Here is an 18324-nt window from a genome sequence, read left to right as displayed (position 1 = left end):
ACCTGCGGGTCGCCCTTGTATCTGTTTGAAAGCCTGAATCAACTGATTCAAACCTACCTGCCTGAAGACCAGATTAAGCGTCTTCAGCAGGCGTATCTCGTTGCACGTGACGCTCACGAGGGCCAGACACGTTCAAGCGGTGAACCCTACATCACGCACCCGGTTGCGGTAGCCTGTATTCTGGCCGAGATGAAACTCGACTACGAAACGCTGATGGCCGCCCTGCTGCACGACGTGATCGAAGATACCCCTGCCACCTACCAGGATATGGAACAGCTGTTTGGCAAAAGCGTTGCCGAGCTGGTGGAAGGGGTCTCTAAGCTTGATAAGCTTAAATTCCGCGATAAGAAAGAGGCGCAAGCCGAAAACTTTCGCAAGATGATTATGGCGATGGTGCAGGATATCCGCGTCATTCTCATCAAACTCGCTGACCGTACCCACAACATGCGCACGCTGGGCTCACTTCGCCCGGATAAACGTCGCCGCATTGCCCGTGAAACCCTCGAAATTTACAGTCCGCTGGCGCACCGTTTAGGTATCCACCACATTAAAACCGAGCTGGAAGAGCTGGGCTTTGAAGCGTTGTACCCGAACCGCTATCGCGTGATTAAAGAGGTGGTGAAAGCCGCGCGCGGTAACCGTAAAGAGATGATTCAAAAGATCCTCTCTGAAATTGAAGGGCGGTTGCAGGAAGCGGGAATTCCGTGCCGCGTCAGCGGTCGCGAAAAACATCTGTACTCCATCTACTGCAAAATGGTGCTCAAAGAGCAGCGTTTTCACTCGATCATGGATATTTACGCGTTCCGCGTGATCGTCCATGACTCGGACACCTGTTATCGCGTGCTGGGGCAGATGCACAGCCTCTACAAGCCGCGTCCGGGGCGCATGAAAGATTACATCGCCATTCCGAAAGCGAACGGCTATCAATCTTTGCATACCTCGATGATCGGTCCGCACGGCGTGCCTGTTGAAGTGCAGATCCGCACCGAAGACATGGACCAGATGGCAGAGATGGGGGTTGCCGCACACTGGGCTTACAAAGAGCACGGTGGCGAAAGCAGCACGACCGCACAAATCCGCGCCCAGCGCTGGATGCAGAGCCTGCTGGAGCTTCAGCAGAGTGCGGGTAGCTCGTTCGAATTTATCGAGAGCGTTAAATCCGATCTCTTCCCGGATGAGATTTACGTTTTCACCCCAGAAGGCCGCATTGTCGAACTGCCTGCGGGCGCAACGCCGGTCGACTTCGCCTACGCCGTGCATACCGATATCGGGCATGCCTGCGTGGGCGCACGCGTCGACAGACAGCCTTATCCGCTGTCACAGCCGCTCTCCAGCGGCCAGACGGTCGAAATTATTACCGCGCCGGGCGCACGTCCGAACGCGGCCTGGCTGAACTTTGTCGTGAGTTCCAAAGCGCGCGCCAAAATTCGTCAGCTGTTGAAAAACCTCAAGCGCGATGACTCTGTCAGCCTGGGGCGTCGTCTGCTCAACCACGCGCTGGGCGGCAGCCGCAAGCTGGCTGAGATCCCACCGGAGCATATCCAGCGTGAACTTGACCGTATGAAGCTCACGTCTCTGGACGATCTTCTGGCGGAAATTGGTCTGGGTAACGCGATGAGCGTTGTAGTAGCGAAAAACCTGCAGCAGGGTGAAGCGACGCCTGCTGCTCCAGGCGCATCCGGCCATGCGCATCTGCCGATTAAAGGCGCGGACGGGGTGCTGATCACCTTCGCAAAATGTTGCCGTCCAATCCCTGGCGACCCGATTATTGCGCACGTCAGCCCCGGCAAAGGGCTGGTTATCCACCATGAATCCTGTCGTAACATTCGCGGCTACCAGAAAGAAGCTGAGAAGTTTATGGCGGTCGAGTGGGATAAAGAGACGGCGCAGGAGTTTATCACTGAAATTAAGGTGGATATGTTCAACCACCAGGGTGCCCTGGCGAACCTGACGGCAGCCATCAACACGGCCTCGTCCAACATTCAAAGTCTGAACACGGAAGAAAAAGACGGCCGCGTCTATAGCGCCTTTATTCGTCTGACCGCCCGCGACCGCGTGCACCTGGCGAACATTATGCGCAAGATCCGCGTCATGCCGGACGTGATTAAAGTCACCCGAAACCGAAACTAGGTTTATGAATTCACAACGTTATGCCCGTATCTGCGAAATGCTCGCCAGACGTCAGCCTGACTTGACGGTCTGCATGGAGCAGGTGCATAAACCCCATAACGTCTCTGCCATCGTCCGTACCGCAGATGCCGTCGGCGTGCATGAAGTGCACGCCGTCTGGCCGGGTCACCGGATGCGAACCATGGTCTCTGCTGCCGCAGGCAGTAACAGCTGGGTATCCGTCAAATCTCACCAGACGATTGGCGATGCCGTATCGCATCTGAAAGGACGCGGGATGCAGATCCTGGCGACAAACCTGTCCGCAAAAGCCGTGGATTTCCGCGAGATCGACTACACCCGCCCGACCTGCATTTTGATGGGGCAGGAGAAAACCGGGATCTCCCAGGAAGCGCTGGATCTGGCGGATCGGGACATCATCATTCCGATGATCGGCATGGTTCAGTCCCTTAACGTCTCCGTGGCGTCCGCGCTCATTCTGTATGAAGCGCAGCGCCAGCGTCAGAACGCCGGGATGTACGAGCGCAGCAACAGCATGCTGCCGGAAGAGGAACAGCAGCGCCTGCTGTTTGAAGGAGGCTATCCGGTGCTGGCACGCGTTGCGAAGCAGAAAAAATTGCCTTACCCCCACGTCAACGCGCAGGGCGAGATTGAAGCCGATGCCGAGTGGTGGGCCACCATGCAGTACGCCGGGTAACCGATGAAAGGCCGCCTGCTGGATGCTATCCCGCTCAACAGCCTGACGGGCGTGGGCGCGGCGCAAAGCAATAAGCTGGCAAAAATTGGCCTGCACACCGTGCAGGATCTCCTGCTTCACCTTCCCCTGCGTTACGAAGACCGCACCCAGCTCTACAAGATTGGCGATCTGCTTCCCGCCATTTACGCCACCGTTGAAGGCGAAGTCCTGAACTGCAATATCACTTTCGGCGGACGCCGGATGATGACCTGTCAGATCAGCGACGGCACCGGCATCCTCACCATGCGTTTTTTCAACTTCAGCGCGGCGATGAAAAACAGCCTGGCGACAGGCCGCAGGGTGCTGGCCTATGGCGAAGCCAAGCGCGGGAAATACGGCGCAGAGATGATCCACCCGGAGTACCGCGTGCAGGGCGATCTCAGCACGCCGGAGCTGCAGGAGACGCTTACTCCGGTTTACCCGACGACCGAAGGCATTAAGCAGGCGACGCTGCGTAAGCTCACCGATCAGGCCCTTGAACTGCTCGATACTTGCGCCATTACCGAGCTGCTGCCGCCAGAACTGGCTCAGGGGATGATGAGCCTGCCCGAGGCGCTGCGCACCCTGCACCGCCCGCCGCCAACGCTGCTGCTCAGCGATTTAGAAAGCGGCAAACACCCCGCCCAACGGCGTCTTATCCTTGAGGAATTACTGGCGCATAACCTGAGCATGCTGGCGCTTCGCGCCGGCGCACAGCGTTTCCACGCTCAGCCGTTAAGCCCGAATGATGTGCTCAAAGATAAGCTGCTGGCCTCTCTGCCCTTTAAGCCCACCGGCGCGCAGGCGCGCGTCACCGCCGAGATCGAACGCGATATGGCGCTCGACGTGCCGATGATGCGCCTGGTGCAGGGCGACGTAGGCTCCGGTAAAACGCTGGTTGCCGCCCTGGCCGCGTTACGCGCCATCGCCCACGGCAAACAGGTCGCCCTGATGGCGCCGACAGAGCTGCTGGCCGAGCAGCACGCCAATAATTTCCGCGCCTGGTTCGCGCCGCTCGGGATTGAGGTGGGCTGGCTTGCCGGGAAGCAAAAAGGCAAAGCGCGTCTTGCGCAGCAGGAAGCCATCGCCAGCGGCCAGGTGCAGATGATTGTCGGCACGCACGCTATCTTCCAGGAGCAGGTGCAGTTTAACGGCCTTGCGCTGGTGATTATCGACGAACAGCACCGCTTTGGCGTGCATCAGCGTCTGGCGCTGTGGGAAAAAGGGCTGCAGCAGGGCTTCCACCCGCATCAGCTGATCATGACCGCCACGCCGATCCCGCGTACCCTGGCGATGACCGCCTATGCCGATCTGGATACCTCCACCATCGACGAGCTGCCGCCGGGCCGCACGCCGGTGACAACGGTTGCGATACCGGATACGCGCCGCAGCGATATCATCGATCGCGTGCGCAACGCCTGTACCCATGAAGGGCGCCAGGCCTACTGGGTCTGTACCCTGATTGAAGAGTCTGAGCTGCTGGAAGCGCAGGCCGCCGAAGCGACGTGGGAAGAGCTCAAGCTGGCGCTGCCCGAGCTGAACGTTGGCCTGGTTCACGGCCGCATGAAGCCCGCCGAGAAGCAAGCGGTGATGCAGTCCTTCAAACAGGGGGAGCTGCATTTGCTGGTCGCGACGACGGTCATCGAAGTGGGCGTTGACGTGCCCAACTCCAGCCTGATGATCATCGAAAACCCGGAGCGTCTGGGGCTTGCTCAGCTCCACCAGCTGCGCGGGCGCGTCGGCCGCGCCGCGGTAGCGTCGCACTGCGTGCTGCTTTACAAAGCACCGCTTTCAAAAACCGCCCAGATGCGGCTGCAGGTGCTGCGCGACAGCAACGACGGCTTTGTGATTGCGCAAAAAGACCTGGAGATACGCGGCCCGGGCGAACTGCTGGGCACGCGCCAGACGGGAAATGCGGAATTCAAAGTGGCGGACTTATTGCGCGATCAGGCCATGATCCCCGAAGTTCAGCGCCTTGCGCGCCATATTCATGAACGCTACCCCGAACAGGCGGCAGCGTTAATTGAGCGCTGGATGCCGGAAACCGAACGGTATTCCAACGCCTGATCTCAGGCAAACATCGGCAGCATCAGGTACAGCTTGATCACCAGCGCGTTGACGATATCAATGAAGAATGCGCCAACCATCGGGACCACCAGAAACGCCATATGCGATGGCCCGAACCGTTCGGTGATCGCCTGCATGTTGGCGATAGCCGTTGGGGTAGCCCCCAGACCAAACCCGCAGTGACCCGCCGCCAGCACCGCCGCATCATAGTTTTTCCCCATCATGCGCCAGGTCACGAACATGGCGTACAGCGCCATAAACAGCGCCTGCACCGCCAGAATCGCCACCATCGGCAGCGCCAGCGAGGCCAGCTCCCACAGTTTCAGGCTCATCAGCGCCATCGCCAGGAACAGCGACAGGCAGACGTTGCCGAGCACCGATACCGCGCGGTCAAACACGCGGTAAAAGCCCATCAGCGCCAGACCGTTGCTCAGGATCACCCCGATAAACAGCACGCAGACGAACGTTGGCAGTTCAAATGCAGTGCCCGCCAGCCATTGCGCAACCACTTTGCCTACGGTCAGGCAGATGGCAATCATCGCGATGGTTTCAATCATCACCAGTGAGGTGATGCTGCGGCCAACGTCCGGCTTTTCGAACGCGGTCGGCACCATTTCATCGTCCGGTCTGCCGTTCGGCGTGGTGGAGTGCTTCACCAGATAACGCGCTACCGGGCCGCCAATCAGGCCACCCAGCACCAGGCCAAAGGTCGCGCAGGCCATCGCCACTTCCGTCGCGTTTTCAAACCCGTAGCGTTCGATGAACAGCTTGCTCCACGCCGCGCCGGTACCGTGACCGCCCGAAAGGGTAATTGACCCCGCCAGCAGACCCATCAGCGGATCCAGCCCCAGCAGCGTTGCCATGCCGATGCCGATGGCGTTTTGCATCAGCAACAGCCCCACCACCACAATCAGAAACACGCCGAGCACCTTACCACCCGAGCGCAGGCTTGCCAGGTTGGCGTTCAGGCCGATGGTGGCAAAGAAAGCCAGCATCAGCGGGTCTTTCAGGGACATATCAAAATCAATTTCCCAGCCCATGCTTTTTTTCAGTATCAGCAGGGCCAGCGCCACCAGCAGACCGCCGGCGACAGGTTCAGGAATAGTGTATTTTTTCAGAAAGGAAACGCTGTGGACCAGCTTGCGACCAAGCAGAAGAACCAGCGTTGCGGCAACAAGGGTCGACAACGTATCGAGATGAATCATAAAAGGCTCCTGTTATGCGCGTGTTCCATACACACGCGGCGTTATCCTGGGCCGGGTTGCGCTCGTCATGAGCCCCCGGCGCAAAAAGTGTAATTTTTTTTTCCGATGGGTTGTAAAAAACCTGCTCACATCGGCAGATTTTCTTCCTTTTTTTTGTTGGCAATCGTTTGCTTTTACCAGATGGTCAGATAAAATGCCCGCTTTTCCACCGTGGGATTGCCGCCGATGTCCGTTAACAGCATAGAGTCGCCCGATGCGCAACCGATTGCGCAGAAGCAAAATAGCGAACTGATTTACCGCCTTGAAGACCGCCCGCCGCTGCCGCAGACGCTTTTCGCCGCCTGCCAGCATCTTCTCGCAATGTTTGTTGCGGTAATCACCCCGGCGCTGCTGATTTGCCAGGCGCTCGGATTACCGGCTCAGGACACGCAGCACATTATCAGTATGTCTCTGTTCGCCTCCGGCGTGGCCTCCATTATTCAAATTAAAGCCTGGGGTCCGGTGGGCTCTGGATTATTGTCAATTCAGGGCACCAGCTTTAACTTCGTGGCGCCGCTGATCATGGGCGGTACGGCGCTGAAAACCGGCGGCGCAGATGTCCCGACGATGATGGCAGCGCTGTTCGGCACGCTGATGCTGGCAAGCTGCACGGAGATGGTCATCTCCCGCGTGCTGCACCTGGCTCGCCGCGTGATCACCCCGCTGGTTTCCGGCGTCGTCGTTATGATTATCGGCCTGTCGCTGATTCAGGTGGGCCTCACCTCCATCGGCGGCGGCTACGCGGCAATGAGCGACCACACCTTCGGCGCGCCGAAAAACCTGCTGCTGGCGGGCGTGGTGCTGGCGATCATCATTCTGCTTAACCGTCAGCGTAACCCTTACCTGCGCGTGGCCTCGCTGGTGATCGCCATGGCGGCGGGCTATCTGCTGGCGTGGGCGCTGGGCATGCTGCCGGAGAACACCGCGCCGACCAACAGCGCGCTGATCACCGTCCCAACGCCGCTTTACTACGGCCTGGGCATTGACTGGGGCCTGCTCCTGCCGCTGATGCTGGTCTTTATGATCACCTCTCTGGAAACCATCGGTGATATCACAGCCACCTCCGACGTCTCCGAGCAGCCGGTGTCCGGCCCGCTGTACATGAAGCGCCTGAAAGGCGGCGTGCTGGCGAACGGCCTGAACTCGTTTGTCTCTGCGGTATTCAACACCTTTCCGAACTCCTGCTTCGGCCAGAACAACGGCGTGATCCAGCTGACCGGCGTGGCCAGCCGCTACGTTGGTTTCGTGGTGGCGCTGATGCTGATCGTCCTCGGCCTGTTCCCGGCGGTGAGCGGCTTTGTGCAGCACATCCCTGAGCCGGTGCTGGGCGGCGCAACGCTGGTGATGTTCGGGACTATCGCGGCCTCCGGCGTGCGTATCGTCTCTCGCGAGCCGCTGAACCGCCGCGCGATCATGATTATCGCGCTGTCGCTGGCCGTCGGTCTGGGCGTTTCCCAGCAGCCGCTGATCCTGCAGTTTGCGCCTGACTGGGTGAAAAACCTGCTCTCTTCCGGCATTGCCGCCGGCGGTATCACCGCTATCGTGCTGAACCTCGTTTTCCCGCCTGAGAAGAACTGATCCCCCTCACGGCAGGCAGTCAATGCCTGCCGTGACATCTAATTACACCATTCCCGCCTTGAGCATTGCGCATAAATCGTGCATAACTCCCTTATGTTCGTTTTGCGGGATGGAAGACCATGAAATTTATTGGAAAGCTACTCGTCTATCTTCTGGTAGCCCTGCTTATTGTGCTGCTGGCGTTCTATATTTTGCTCCAGACCCGCTGGGGCGCGGCTCAGGTCAGCAGCTGGATAACGGTGAATACCGACTACGAACTCAGTTTCGATAAGATGAATCACCGCTTTTCGTCGCCTTCCCACCTCATTCTGGAAAATGTCACCTTTGGACGGGACGGTAAACCCGCCACATTAGTTGCCAAAAAAGTCGATATTGGCCTGAGCAGCCGTCAGATCACCGATCCGCTGCATATGGGCACCATCACCCTGTTCGACGGTACGCTGAATCTCTCGCCTCAAACGGCGCCGCTGCCCTTCCAGGCCGATCGTCTGCAGCTGAACAATATGGCCTTTAACAGCCCGAATACCGAATGGGATCTGAGCGCGCAAAAGGTCACGGGCGGCGTCAGCCCATGGCAGCCGGAAGCGGGCAACGTGCTGGGTAAAAACGCGCAGATACAGATGAGCGCGGGCTCGCTCACTCTTAACGGCGTACCGGCCACCAACGTGCTGATCGAAGGCCAGCTGAACGGCAAGGAGGTAGTGCTGAACACCATTGGTGCCGATATGGCCCGTGGCTCGCTCACCGGCTCCGCCCTGCGCAACGCCGACGGAAGCTGGATTATCGACACCATGCGCCTGAACGAGATCCGCCTACAGAGCGACAAAACGCTGAAGGCGTTCTTCGCGCCGCTGGCCACCATTCCCTCTTTACAGATTGGCCGTCTGGAAGTCACCGACGCCCGCCTGCAGGGCCCGGACTGGGCGGTGACCGATCTCGACTTAAGCCTGCGCAACCTGACGTTAAGCAAAGGCGACTGGCAGAGCCAGGAAGGCCGCCTGTCCATGAACGCCAGCGAGTTTATCTACGGCTCGCTGCATCTGTTTGACCCGATCCTGAATGCGGAGTTTTCCCCGCAGGGCATAGCGCTGCGTCAGTTCACCTCCCGCTGGGAAGGCGGCATGGTGCGCACGTCCGGCAACTGGCTGCGCGACGGTAAAGCGCTGGTGCTGGACGATGTTGCCATCGCCGGGCTGGAATACACCCTGCCGCAGAACTGGAAAACGCTGTGGATGGAACCGCTGCCGGAGTGGCTGAACAGCGTCACGCTGCAAAAATTCGGCCTGAGCCGCAACCTGGTGATCGACATCGATCCCGCTTTCCCGTGGCAGATCACCTCTCTGGACGGCTATGGCGCAAACCTGCAGCTGGCGAAAGATCGCCAGTGGGGCGTCTGGGGCGGCAGCGCAACATTAAACGGCGCGGCGGCGACCTTTAACCGCCTGGACGTGCGCCGGCCGTCGCTGGCGCTGAATGCTAACGCCGCCACGGTGAACATTACCGACCTGAGCGCCTTTACCGAGAAAGGGATTCTGGAAGCCACGGCGACGGTTTCACAGCTGCCGCAGCGGCAGACCACGGTGAGCCTGAACGGGCGCGGCGTACCGCTCAACGTGCTGCAGCAGTGGGGCTGGCCTGCGTTACCGATTACGGGCGACGGCAATATTCAGATGACCGCCAGCGGCAGCGTCCAGGCGAATGCCCCGCTTAAGCCGACGGTGAACGGCAAGCTGAACGCGGTGAATATGGATAAACAGCAGGTGCAGCAGACGATGACGGGCGGCGTGGTGTCGACACCACCCTCACCCCAGCCCTCTCCCTGAAAGGGAGAGGGAGTAAACCGTTCCCTCGCCCCTTTGGGGAGAGGGTTAGGGTGAGGGGAATTAAAGGTGAACCACCACCTCATCCCCCTCGGCTTTCACCACTACGCCCCACTCGCTGCCCGCGTGCGAGCCGCCCTTGACGCCGCTCACCTTCTGGACGTTGCGCAAGCATACCGACCAGTTTTGCGCGTCTCCCGCGCCGGTAAAGATCACAATGTCGCCCTGACGTGACGCCTTCAGCGTAAACACCACAGAACCATCCGCCGCAGGCACTTCGCTCACCGCCGTTGCGCCGTCGTCCAGGTTAAACAGCTGGAAGGCCGTCCCCTCGTTCCACGCGTAGTCCGGCTTCTGGTTGTTGCTGCCCAGCGCCAGCAGGGTGTTATCGCGCACGTAGACCGGCAGGCTCATGAAATCATGCCGCTGCTTATGCCAGCGGCTGCCCTGAATTTCGTCGTTGTGCCACAGGTGCGTCCAGCGGCCTTCCGGCAGGTAGAACTGCACGTCGCCCGCCTCGGAGAACACCGGCGCGACCATCACCGAATCCCCCAGCATGTACTGTCGGTCGAGGTAATCGCACGCCGGATCGTCCGGGAACTCCAGCATCATCGCACGCAGCATCGGCGTGCCAAACTCGCGGGCCAGCGCCGCCTGATGGTACAGGTACGGCATCAGCTGGCACTTCAGCTGCGTGAAGTGGCGCACCACGTCGCAGGACTCGTCATCGTACGCCCACGGCACGCGGTAGGATTTGCTGCCGTGCAGGCGGCTGTGGCTGGAGAACAGCCCGAACGCGCACCAGCGCTTGTAGACGTGCGCCGGAGCGGTGTTTTCAAATCCGCCGATATCGTGGCTCCAGAACCCGAAGCCGGACAGGCCAATCGACAGCCCGCCGCGCAGGCTTTCGGCCATCGATTCGTAGTTGGCGTAGCAGTCGCCGCCCCAGTGCACCGGGAACTGCTGCGCGCCGACGGACGCCGAACGGGCAAACAGCACCGCCTCTTCTTCCCCCACCGTCTCTTTCAGCACGTTCCACACCAGTTCGTTGTAGATGTAGGCGTAGTGGTTGTGCATCTTCTGCGGATCGGACCCGTCAAACCACTGCACGTCCGTCGGGATACGCTCGCCGAAGTCGGTCTTGAAGCAGTCGACGCCCATCGCCACCAGGCCTTTCAGCTTGTCGGCATACCACCGGCACGCGTCCGGATTGGTGAAGTCGTAAATCGCCAGGCCCGGCTGCCATTTGTCCCACTGCCACAGGGAGCCATCCGGGCGCTTGAGCAGGTAGCCCTTCTCTTTCAGCTCCTGGAAGATCGGGGATTTCTGGCCGATGTACGGGTTAATCCACACGCAGACTTTGAGCCCTTTCTCTTTCAGGCGGCGGATCATTCCTTCCGGGTCCGGGAAGGTCACCGGGTCCCACTCGAAGTCGCACCACTGGAAGGCCTTCATCCAGAAGCAGTCGAAGTGGAACACGTGCAGCGGCAGGTCGCGCTCGGCCATGCCGTCGATAAAGCTGTTTACCGTCGCTTCGTCATAGTTGGTGGTGAACGAGGTGGTAAGCCACAGGCCGAACGACCAGGCAGGCGGCAGCGCCGGACGCCCGGTGAACTGCGTATAGCGGTTGAGCACCTCTTTCGGCGTCGGGCCGTCGATCACGAAGTACTCGAGATACTCCCCTTCCACGCTGAACTGCACCTTGGAGACCTTTTCGGAGCCCACTTCAAACGAGACGTTTTCCGGGTGATTCACCAGCACGCCGTAGCCGCGGTTGGTCAGATAGAACGGGATATTTTTGTAAGACTGCTCGGTGCTGGTGCCCCCGTCGCGGTTCCAGGTCTCGACCGTCTGGCCGTTGCGCACCAGCGCGGTAAAGCGCTCGCCCAGGCCGTAGACCGTTTCCCCCACGCCGAGATCCAGCCGCTCGAATACGTAATTGCGATCGGTATTGCTGTCCTGTACGTAGCCGTTGTTTTTCAGCTGGCTGCCGGTAATGCGCTGGCCGTTGCGCAGGAAATCCAGCGCCCAGAACTCGCCTTTGGTGACGCGCACGCTGACGCTGCCGCTTTTCAGCTCGGCAAAATCGGCGTTGTTTTCAATCTCAACCTTTACATCCTTCAGAACGTTCAGCGGATAGTGCGGGCCGTTATTCAGCGCGCCCTGGAAGTGCTCGATGCGCACCCCAACTATGCCTTCCTGCGGGGAAAACAGGCGCACCGTGAACATCAACGTGTCAAGCTGCCAGGTGCGTTCGCGCACGTCGCGCGGCGCAACATACACCACCAGATCGTTGCCCTGCTGCTCCACGTCGAACACCTGAACCGGATACGTCACGTTCAGGCCCGGTTGAATGAGCCAGTTTCCATCACTGATTTTCATGCTTTCGTCCTCTTAGTTCTGCAATTCTTTGCTGACCGGCAGGTTTTCAAACTCCTGCTGATTGCGGCGTGCGCCCTGCGCCAGCTCGCCCAGGATTTTGGTCAGGAAGGGGGTTTTCAGCGTGTAGTAGCGTTTGGCGATAATGGCGCTCAGCACGTAGCAGACCGCCGGGGCCAGGGTAAACAGGCCGATGATGATGCTGATGGTCGCGCTGTTCTGGGTTTTGGCTGCCGCGTCGTAGCCGCCGCCTGCCAGCATCCAGCCGATCATCGCTCCGCCCAGCGCCAGGCCGAGCTTCAGCACGAACAGCGTGCCCGCAAAGCTGATCCCGGTCAGGCGCTTGCCGTTGGTCCATTCGCCGTAGTCGACGGTATCGGACATCATCACCCACTGAATCGGCGTCACCAGCTGGTGCAGCACGCCGATGACGAAGATAAAGGCGAACATCAGCACGGTGGCGTGCATCGGCACGAAGAACATCGCCACGCTGACCACCGCCAGCGCGGCGTTGGTCCACCAGAAGATGCTGACCTTGCACTTCCAGTCGGTGAGCGGTTTCGCCAGCGCGGAGCCGATCAGGTTGCCGACGCAGTAGGTGGTGAGGAAGGCGACGAACACCTCCGGCGAGCCCATGATCCAGGTGCAGTAGTACATCATCGCGCCGCCGCGCACGCAGACGGCGAGGATGTTGAGGATGGTGAGCACGCCGACGATGCGCCACTGGTCGTTTTGCCAGATATCACGCAGATCTTCCCGCATGGAGGTGGTGCTCGGCGGCACCTGGATGCGCTCTTTGGTGGTGAAGAAGCAGAACGCCAGCATCAGGAACGCGACCACCGACAGCACGGCGATCCCGCCCTGGAAGCCGAATGCCTTATCGTCGCCGCCAATCAGGTTCACCAGCGGCATCATCAGCACCGTGGAGAGCATGCCGCCCGCCGTCGCCAGCACGAAGCGCCAGGACTGAAGGGAGATACGCTGCGTCGGGTCGTTGGTGATCACGCCGCCCAGCGCGCAGTAGGGGATGTTGACCACGGTATAGAGCAGGGTCAGCAGCGTGTAGGTCACCGCGGCGTAAACCATTTTGCCGTTGAGGCTAAGGTCCGGCGTGGTGTAGGCCAGCACGCAGACGATGCCGAACGGGATGGCGCCGAACAAAATCCACGGACGGAACTTGCCCCAGCGGCTGCGGGTGCGGTCGGCAATCAGCCCCATGCACGGGTCGGAGATCGCATCCAGCGCGCGCGCCAGCAGGAACATGGTGCCGACAAACCCGGCGGGAATGCCGAAAATATCGGTGTAGAAAAACATCATGTATAACATGACGTTATCAAAAATGATGTGGCTGGCGGCGTCTCCCATGCCGTAGCCAATCTTCTCTTTTACAGACAATACTTCGCTCATCTTTTTTTATCCTTCACGCTGTAGGGGGCGCTGAGACCGGTTGCATTGGTTTTAAACCATTGTTTCAAAGGCGGGTATTGCGTTTTCTGGTTAGCAGATTACGTTTCTTGTTTTTTGTGATCGCGGTAAATGTCGGAGAGCACGAAAGGCTAACCTGAGGATTTTCTTAAGAATTAACTGAAACAGGGGTGTACAGGTCAAAAGAGAGGTGAAAAAAGTGTGCGGGGGGATGTGGTAAATGCCTGAAAGTAGCTATAATGCGCCCCGCCTCCATGTAGCAATGCAGGCGCGGAAGATCGTCATCTCCGGTGAGGTGGCTGGACTTCAAATCCAGTTGGGGGCGCCAGCGTTCCCGGGCAGGTTCGACTCCTGTGATCTTCCGCCAAAAATGTCTCTCTTACTCTCCTTAATTCAACAACCTCTAGTAATTACTGAATAAATCGCCACGGATAATCTAGACACTTCTGTGCCGTTGATAATATTGATTTTCATATTCAGTCATGCATCGAATAAATTTTACCGAGCGAGTTTCCGGTCCTTTTCCGGGTTAATGCATAGCCGATTTATCCTTTCGCACCGTAAGCGTCGCCAGTACCTCACTGGCGCTGCTGGTAAAGACGTTATGGTAAATCACCTGCTTTTAACAAGCCGATTGCATGGTCAAGTTGCTTGTAGAGTTTGTGTCTCAAATAATCTAACTCATCATTTTCTCGAATTAGAGGTATTCCATTTTTATGGAGGACAATATCGTTAAATGATCCCATCCCGCCGTAGAGTTTTTTCAATGAGTAAATGGATGATTCACAATCCACATCGAGCTCGATGGCCAGTTTTGCAAATGTTTTTGCCCATGAGTCCTCCTCATTTAAGGATAGTATTTTAATGATGTCGGTTACTGTTTTCTTTATTTCATTTTTCATTTCAAACCACCACTTCCAAGTATCTTAACGCCGGGTATTTTCCACGGTGTAGGTACAACAACTTGCTCAGAGCCACCGGAAAAAAGGTCTGTTTGATAACCTACTTCTCCAACATATACTTTCGTTCCTGCGGGTATTTGGATCTCGTGATAGCTATCAAGAGGGGATTCACTTCCATTAGGCCATTTGGGTAGCAGAGCCTTATCTATCCTGGTTTGGAGCACTCCTTGAGGTCGTTCATATCCGAAAAACTGACCTAATGGTCGTCCCTCAATACCCCCTCTATAAAAACTCGTATCTGTTGATAGAGTGATCTCTTTGTATGTACCACTGGAAAAGGTTTCTGCTAGCTCCTTAGGTAACGGTCCGGGCTTTATCATCGAGTATTCCCCCTCGACTTTTCCCAGAACATGGAGATTGTTAAGTTCACTCGCCGCCCCCAGTCTGCCAAGGCCAAGACCCGCAGCAACAGAAGCACCAGCAATGAGCAGCCCTTTATTGTCCATTACCTGATTGTAACCCGCTGGCGCATCGCCACCGAGCTGCTGTGCGGTCTGATGGAATCCCTCAATATTGCCATTATAGATCCCGCCTGCGGCCAACAACCGACCTGCAGCTTTGCTGTTGATGGTTTTTGCAGCCTGAGCATGCTGCGCAGGTGCCGCCTGGCGGGCGTGATATCTCGGGCGTCTCAGCTGCCGGGACAAGAGATGGCTAAGCCGGTTATGAAGGAAAAGGGGCAGATCGTTACGAAGATCACCGGATGTCGTCAGCACGCCCGAAATAGCATGTCCGGTTATGCCTTTTCTCAGCAGAACGAGTTTCCCGGATTTGATGTCGGCAAGAGTGTCACGGTATGCCATCCATGGATGCTGCCAGTGAAACGGTTGATAGCGGCTGAAAAACCGGGTGTAGCCCTGCGGTAAATTCCACTCCTGGATGATGCGATTGGGCAGTGCAGTTTCTGCGAGATATCCTGCCGCAGTGTCCGGGTGGATAATGTGAGGAATGTCCTCAAGGTAGATGTCGTCCAGTGACATGGCCTGGCTGTGATGAAGCATAGTGCCCCTTTGCGCTGCCGTTATGCGCCCCATTATTGCGCAATCCAGGCAACAGGCAAAGACCCCAATTACTCTCCATGGGTTGATTGAATTGAAAAAAGAAAGCGATGCTTTTTTATCAGGAGACTCCAGTACAGAATGGATTCATCAAGAGCAATACCGTCTCTTATTACTTCGCTGGCGAAAAAGTGCGTGGCGTAATCATCGGGCAAATTACCAGTAACTAGCTTGCAGACTCCCTCTCCTGAGGGAGAGGGCGTTAAGCCTGTCCACCCAACCGCATGTGCAACAACGGAAACGGATTCCCCTGCCCGTCCACTTCCGAGCGTCCGACCTGCTCAAACCCCATATGGCGGTAAAACTCGACGCCCTGCGGATTCTGCTCATTCACGTCAACTTCGTTCACACCGAACTCAGCTATGGCGTGTTGCAGCAGCAATTTCCCGACGCCCTTCCCCCGGCTCGCGTCGTCAACAAACAGCATTTCAATGCGGTTTTCATCCACGCCTAAAAAGCCGTGAATAACGCCTGCGTCATCGCGAGCCATCACGACCTTAAGGTTAGGCAGATAGGCGTTAAGCAATAGCGGGCGCAGCGCCACAATATCGCTTTCCTGTAAAAAGTGATGGGTGGCGCGGACGGAGGATTCCCAGATCGCGACCAGTCGTTCGAAGTGTTTGGGGTGTGCGGTTTCTATTTTCATGGGGGGATCATGTGCGGTTTAGAACGTTAATTCAAGTCACTCCTTGCGCTCTGTCCACCCTCACCCTAACCCTCTCCCACGGGGAGAGGGAACTGAACGTGCGGTTTTTCATCCCCTACCCTAATCTCCATCACCGCGTACACCCCGTCCTTCGGCACTACCACGGTGACGTTTTCCACCGGCACGCCCGCCGCGAGGTGTATATCCTGCAGCTGCTGTAACGACCTCGGGTAAATATCCTCCCAGCCGATGCCCCGCAGCACAAAGTCAATTTGCGGGCTGCTGGTCAGCATATTCGACACAATCAACGCCCCGCCTGGCTTGGCCAGCCGCAGCGCGCGCTGGAGAAAAATCACTGCGTCGGTATCGTTGAAGTATTCGAAAATCCCCAACGCGTCGACCAGTTCGGCCTGATGCTCGCCCAGCTCCAGCAGCAGGTCCTCGTTACGCACCAGCGTATGGAGCAGGTTGCGCCTGAGCAGCGTCAGCTGTTCGCCCACCACGATGCCCTCCTGCGCCGCCATGGTTTCGGCCCAACTGAGCGCCACCGGGTCTTTGTCCACCAGCGTAAGATACACCTGCTGGCCGTCGAGCTTTGCTTCGCGCAGCGCCTCCAGCACCGGGATGGCGGCCCCGCTCGCGAGGCTGATCCAGTTGTTCTCGCTCTCATTATGAATGTACTTTTCCACCAGCGCGGCCAGCACGCGGGCGCGGGAGCGCACGCCGACCGCGTCGTTAGCGTGGATAAACCACTGGCGGCTATCGCTGTCCATTTTAGTTCCGTCAGGCAGGCGATCTTCCAGCGGGTTTTGCACCACAAACAGCGCCAGCGCGGAGGGCACCAGCCGGGTGCGCCACGCGGCGAGCGCCGGACGGTTACGGAAGGCCTGTTCGGAATAGCGGTTCTGGGGGACCAGCATAGCCTGTCCCCCCTCTTCGTATTCCACCCTCGGCGGCCGGAGCGCTGGCTCGGCTTTCAGGGCGCGATCCAGGGTGGCGATTTCACGGGCAGCATCGTCTTTCATTGGCCACTGGTCGCTGACGTCGGGAAAGGACGCACTGAAAATCGTCATATTTTCCGGTACATCGCCGCGAAAAGGCTGCCAGTTCATATCGTCTTCCCTCCGTTAGGCTTTTAACGGAAGTCTATCCAGGCAAGCCAGTAACACCCTACGAAGAAAGCACGAAATCAGCACATCAGTTCTGCGACGTGCGCCATACTCCCGGCGTACAGCCATACTCGGCCTGAAAATGACGAATAAAGTGGGCGCAGTCGCTAAAACGCATCCGTCGCGCAATATCCGTGACGCTTTGATGAGAGTTCTTTAGCAGCCAGCAGGCATAGCGCAGCCTGGCGCTGCGAATAAATTCCCGCGCCGTTTTGCCAAACTCGGCGTGAAACAGGCGGTTGAGCTGACGTTCGCTCAGCCTAACGTCCTGGGCGAGCCTGGCGGCGTTCAGCGGGTAAGTCAGGTATTGTTCGATAATCATCACCGCCCTGCGCAGCCGTGAATCATGGATCATGGCGATATTCGCAGGCCGTGGCGTGGCGGCGTCATGTGGAGGAAGTGACAGACGCCGGGAGGTTATGGCCGCAATGTCATCTCCACCGTGGGCGCGGATCAGCGCCGTTGCCAGGGTGAGCGTTGAGATCCCACCCGGGCAGGTCAGCACATCACCTTCGTCGATAAAATCGAGGCCTTGCTCAGCATAAACCTGCGGGAACCGTTGCGTGAAAACGCCATGATGATGAGGATGGATCGAGGCGCGGCGCTCGTTCAGTAAGCCTTCCTCCGCCAGAATAAAGCTCCCGGTACCAATACCTATCAGAGGAACGTTGCTGTGATGAGCATCCGTGAGAAACGCTCTGTCGCCACGGTGTCCCTGGTGAAGATGCTCCAGACCTCCACCGATCGCTGCAATATAGTCAAAGTCACCGGGCGGCGCATGGGCGGCCTCTGGCCGCACGCTGAGCCCCGAACTGCTGACTACCGGTAAGTCGGAATAAGTGCTTATCAGGCTGAGTTTAAAGCGTATTTTCTGGCTACGCTTCTGGACGCTGGATGCAATACGTAACGCCTCTATCAATCCTGAATATGCCAAAAGAGAGAAATGGGGCCACAGGAGTAAACCAATATGCAGGGATTTATTCCGTGCAGGCGTCATTCTGACGCTATCATCAATTAAAGTTTTCATTAACTTGCCGAAGAATTAATAATTACATTATCGCAACATTATTGTTGCTGTTATATTTTCCTAAGATAGGTCCTGGCTGTTAAATCAAGCATAAATGATGCCCGCAA

At 57.9% G+C, this 18324-nt stretch carries 13 protein-coding genes and 1 tRNA gene; 6 read left to right on the top strand and 8 right to left on the bottom strand.

Annotated elements, in window-relative coordinates; all coding sequences use genetic code 11:
• Positions 1-15: 15 nt before the first annotated feature.
• The 3 genes from spoT to recG are packed head-to-tail and all read left to right on the top strand — an operon-like array spanning position 16 to position 4909.
• Complete coding sequence (gene spoT / locus OSH03_RS15175; RefSeq protein ID WP_151412660.1) at positions 16-2130, top strand: bifunctional GTP diphosphokinase/guanosine-3',5'-bis pyrophosphate 3'-pyrophosphohydrolase; 2115 nt, start codon at positions 16-18, stop codon at positions 2128-2130.
• A gap of 4 nt (positions 2131-2134) precedes the next feature.
• Positions 2135-2824 carry a tRNA (guanosine(18)-2'-O)-methyltransferase TrmH gene (gene trmH / locus OSH03_RS15170; protein WP_061096643.1) on the top strand — a complete coding sequence of 230 codons (690 nt, stop codon included), beginning with the start codon at positions 2135-2137 and terminating at the stop codon, positions 2822-2824.
• A 3-nt stretch (positions 2825-2827) separates the two neighbouring features.
• Positions 2828-4909, top strand: coding sequence for an ATP-dependent DNA helicase RecG (gene recG, locus OSH03_RS15165; RefSeq protein WP_266179487.1), 2082 nt, complete (start codon positions 2828-2830; stop codon positions 4907-4909).
• 2 nt (positions 4910-4911) lie between these two features.
• Here the strand turns inward: recG and gltS are convergent, their stop codons facing one another.
• Entirely contained in the window at positions 4912-6114 is a 1203-nt protein-coding gene (gene gltS / locus OSH03_RS15160) for a sodium/glutamate symporter (protein ID WP_061096645.1), read from the bottom strand.
• Positions 6115-6339: 225 nt separating this feature from the next.
• Here gltS and xanP point away from each other — a divergent pair, with 225 nt between their 5' ends.
• Positions 6340-7731 (top strand): xanthine/proton symporter XanP, encoded by a 1392-nt coding sequence (xanP, locus tag OSH03_RS15155; RefSeq protein ID WP_014830139.1) that lies wholly within the window; start codon positions 6340-6342, stop codon positions 7729-7731.
• Positions 7732-7850: 119 nt separating this feature from the next.
• On the top strand, positions 7851-9554 hold the full coding sequence (locus tag OSH03_RS15150; RefSeq protein WP_266179486.1) for an AsmA family protein: 1704 nt from the start codon (positions 7851-7853) through the stop codon (positions 9552-9554).
• A gap of 60 nt (positions 9555-9614) precedes the next feature.
• On the opposite strand, the gene yicI is transcribed toward OSH03_RS15150, so the two are convergent.
• Together yicI and OSH03_RS15140 are read right to left on the bottom strand one after the other, a co-directional pair.
• The gene (gene yicI / locus OSH03_RS15145) at positions 9615-11933 is read right to left on the bottom strand and encodes an alpha-xylosidase (protein WP_266179485.1); all 2319 of its coding nucleotides are present in this window, start codon (positions 11931-11933) and stop codon (positions 9615-9617) included.
• A 12-nt stretch (positions 11934-11945) separates the two neighbouring features.
• The gene (locus OSH03_RS15140; protein ID WP_266179483.1) at positions 11946-13337 is read right to left on the bottom strand and encodes a glycoside-pentoside-hexuronide family transporter; all 1392 of its coding nucleotides are present in this window, start codon (positions 13335-13337) and stop codon (positions 11946-11948) included.
• Positions 13338-13627: 290 nt separating this feature from the next.
• On the opposite strand from OSH03_RS15140, the gene OSH03_RS15135 reads away from it, so the two are divergent.
• Positions 13628-13722 (top strand) — tRNA-Sec (locus tag OSH03_RS15135).
• A gap of 235 nt (positions 13723-13957) precedes the next feature.
• On the opposite strand, the gene OSH03_RS15130 is transcribed toward OSH03_RS15135, so the two are convergent.
• From OSH03_RS15130 to OSH03_RS15110, 5 genes are all read right to left on the bottom strand, one after another.
• The gene (locus tag OSH03_RS15130; RefSeq protein WP_266179482.1) at positions 13958-14257 is read right to left on the bottom strand and encodes a DUF6966 domain-containing protein; all 300 of its coding nucleotides are present in this window, start codon (positions 14255-14257) and stop codon (positions 13958-13960) included.
• Positions 14254-15318, bottom strand: coding sequence for a hypothetical protein (locus OSH03_RS15125; RefSeq protein WP_266179481.1), 1065 nt, complete (start codon positions 15316-15318; stop codon positions 14254-14256). Before OSH03_RS15125 ends, OSH03_RS15130 begins: the two co-directional genes overlap by 4 nt.
• 259 nt (positions 15319-15577) lie before the next feature.
• Positions 15578-16021 carry an acetyltransferase gene (locus OSH03_RS15120; protein ID WP_266179480.1) on the bottom strand — a complete coding sequence of 148 codons (444 nt, stop codon included), beginning with the start codon at positions 16019-16021 and terminating at the stop codon, positions 15578-15580.
• Positions 16022-16086: 65 nt separating this feature from the next.
• Positions 16087-17133 carry a class I SAM-dependent methyltransferase gene (locus OSH03_RS15115; RefSeq protein WP_266179479.1) on the bottom strand — a complete coding sequence of 349 codons (1047 nt, stop codon included), beginning with the start codon at positions 17131-17133 and terminating at the stop codon, positions 16087-16089.
• A gap of 85 nt (positions 17134-17218) precedes the next feature.
• The gene (locus OSH03_RS15110) at positions 17219-18109 is read right to left on the bottom strand and encodes a GlxA family transcriptional regulator (protein WP_266179530.1); all 891 of its coding nucleotides are present in this window, start codon (positions 18107-18109) and stop codon (positions 17219-17221) included.
• Between the last annotated feature and the right edge of the window lie 215 nt (positions 18110-18324).

The sequence above is a fragment of the Enterobacter nematophilus genome (assembly GCF_026344075.1).
GTDB lineage: Bacteria > Pseudomonadota > Gammaproteobacteria > Enterobacterales > Enterobacteriaceae > Enterobacter > Enterobacter nematophilus.
Note: the sequence above shows the minus strand (reverse complement) of the source record. Positions and strands in the feature narration are given on the sequence as shown.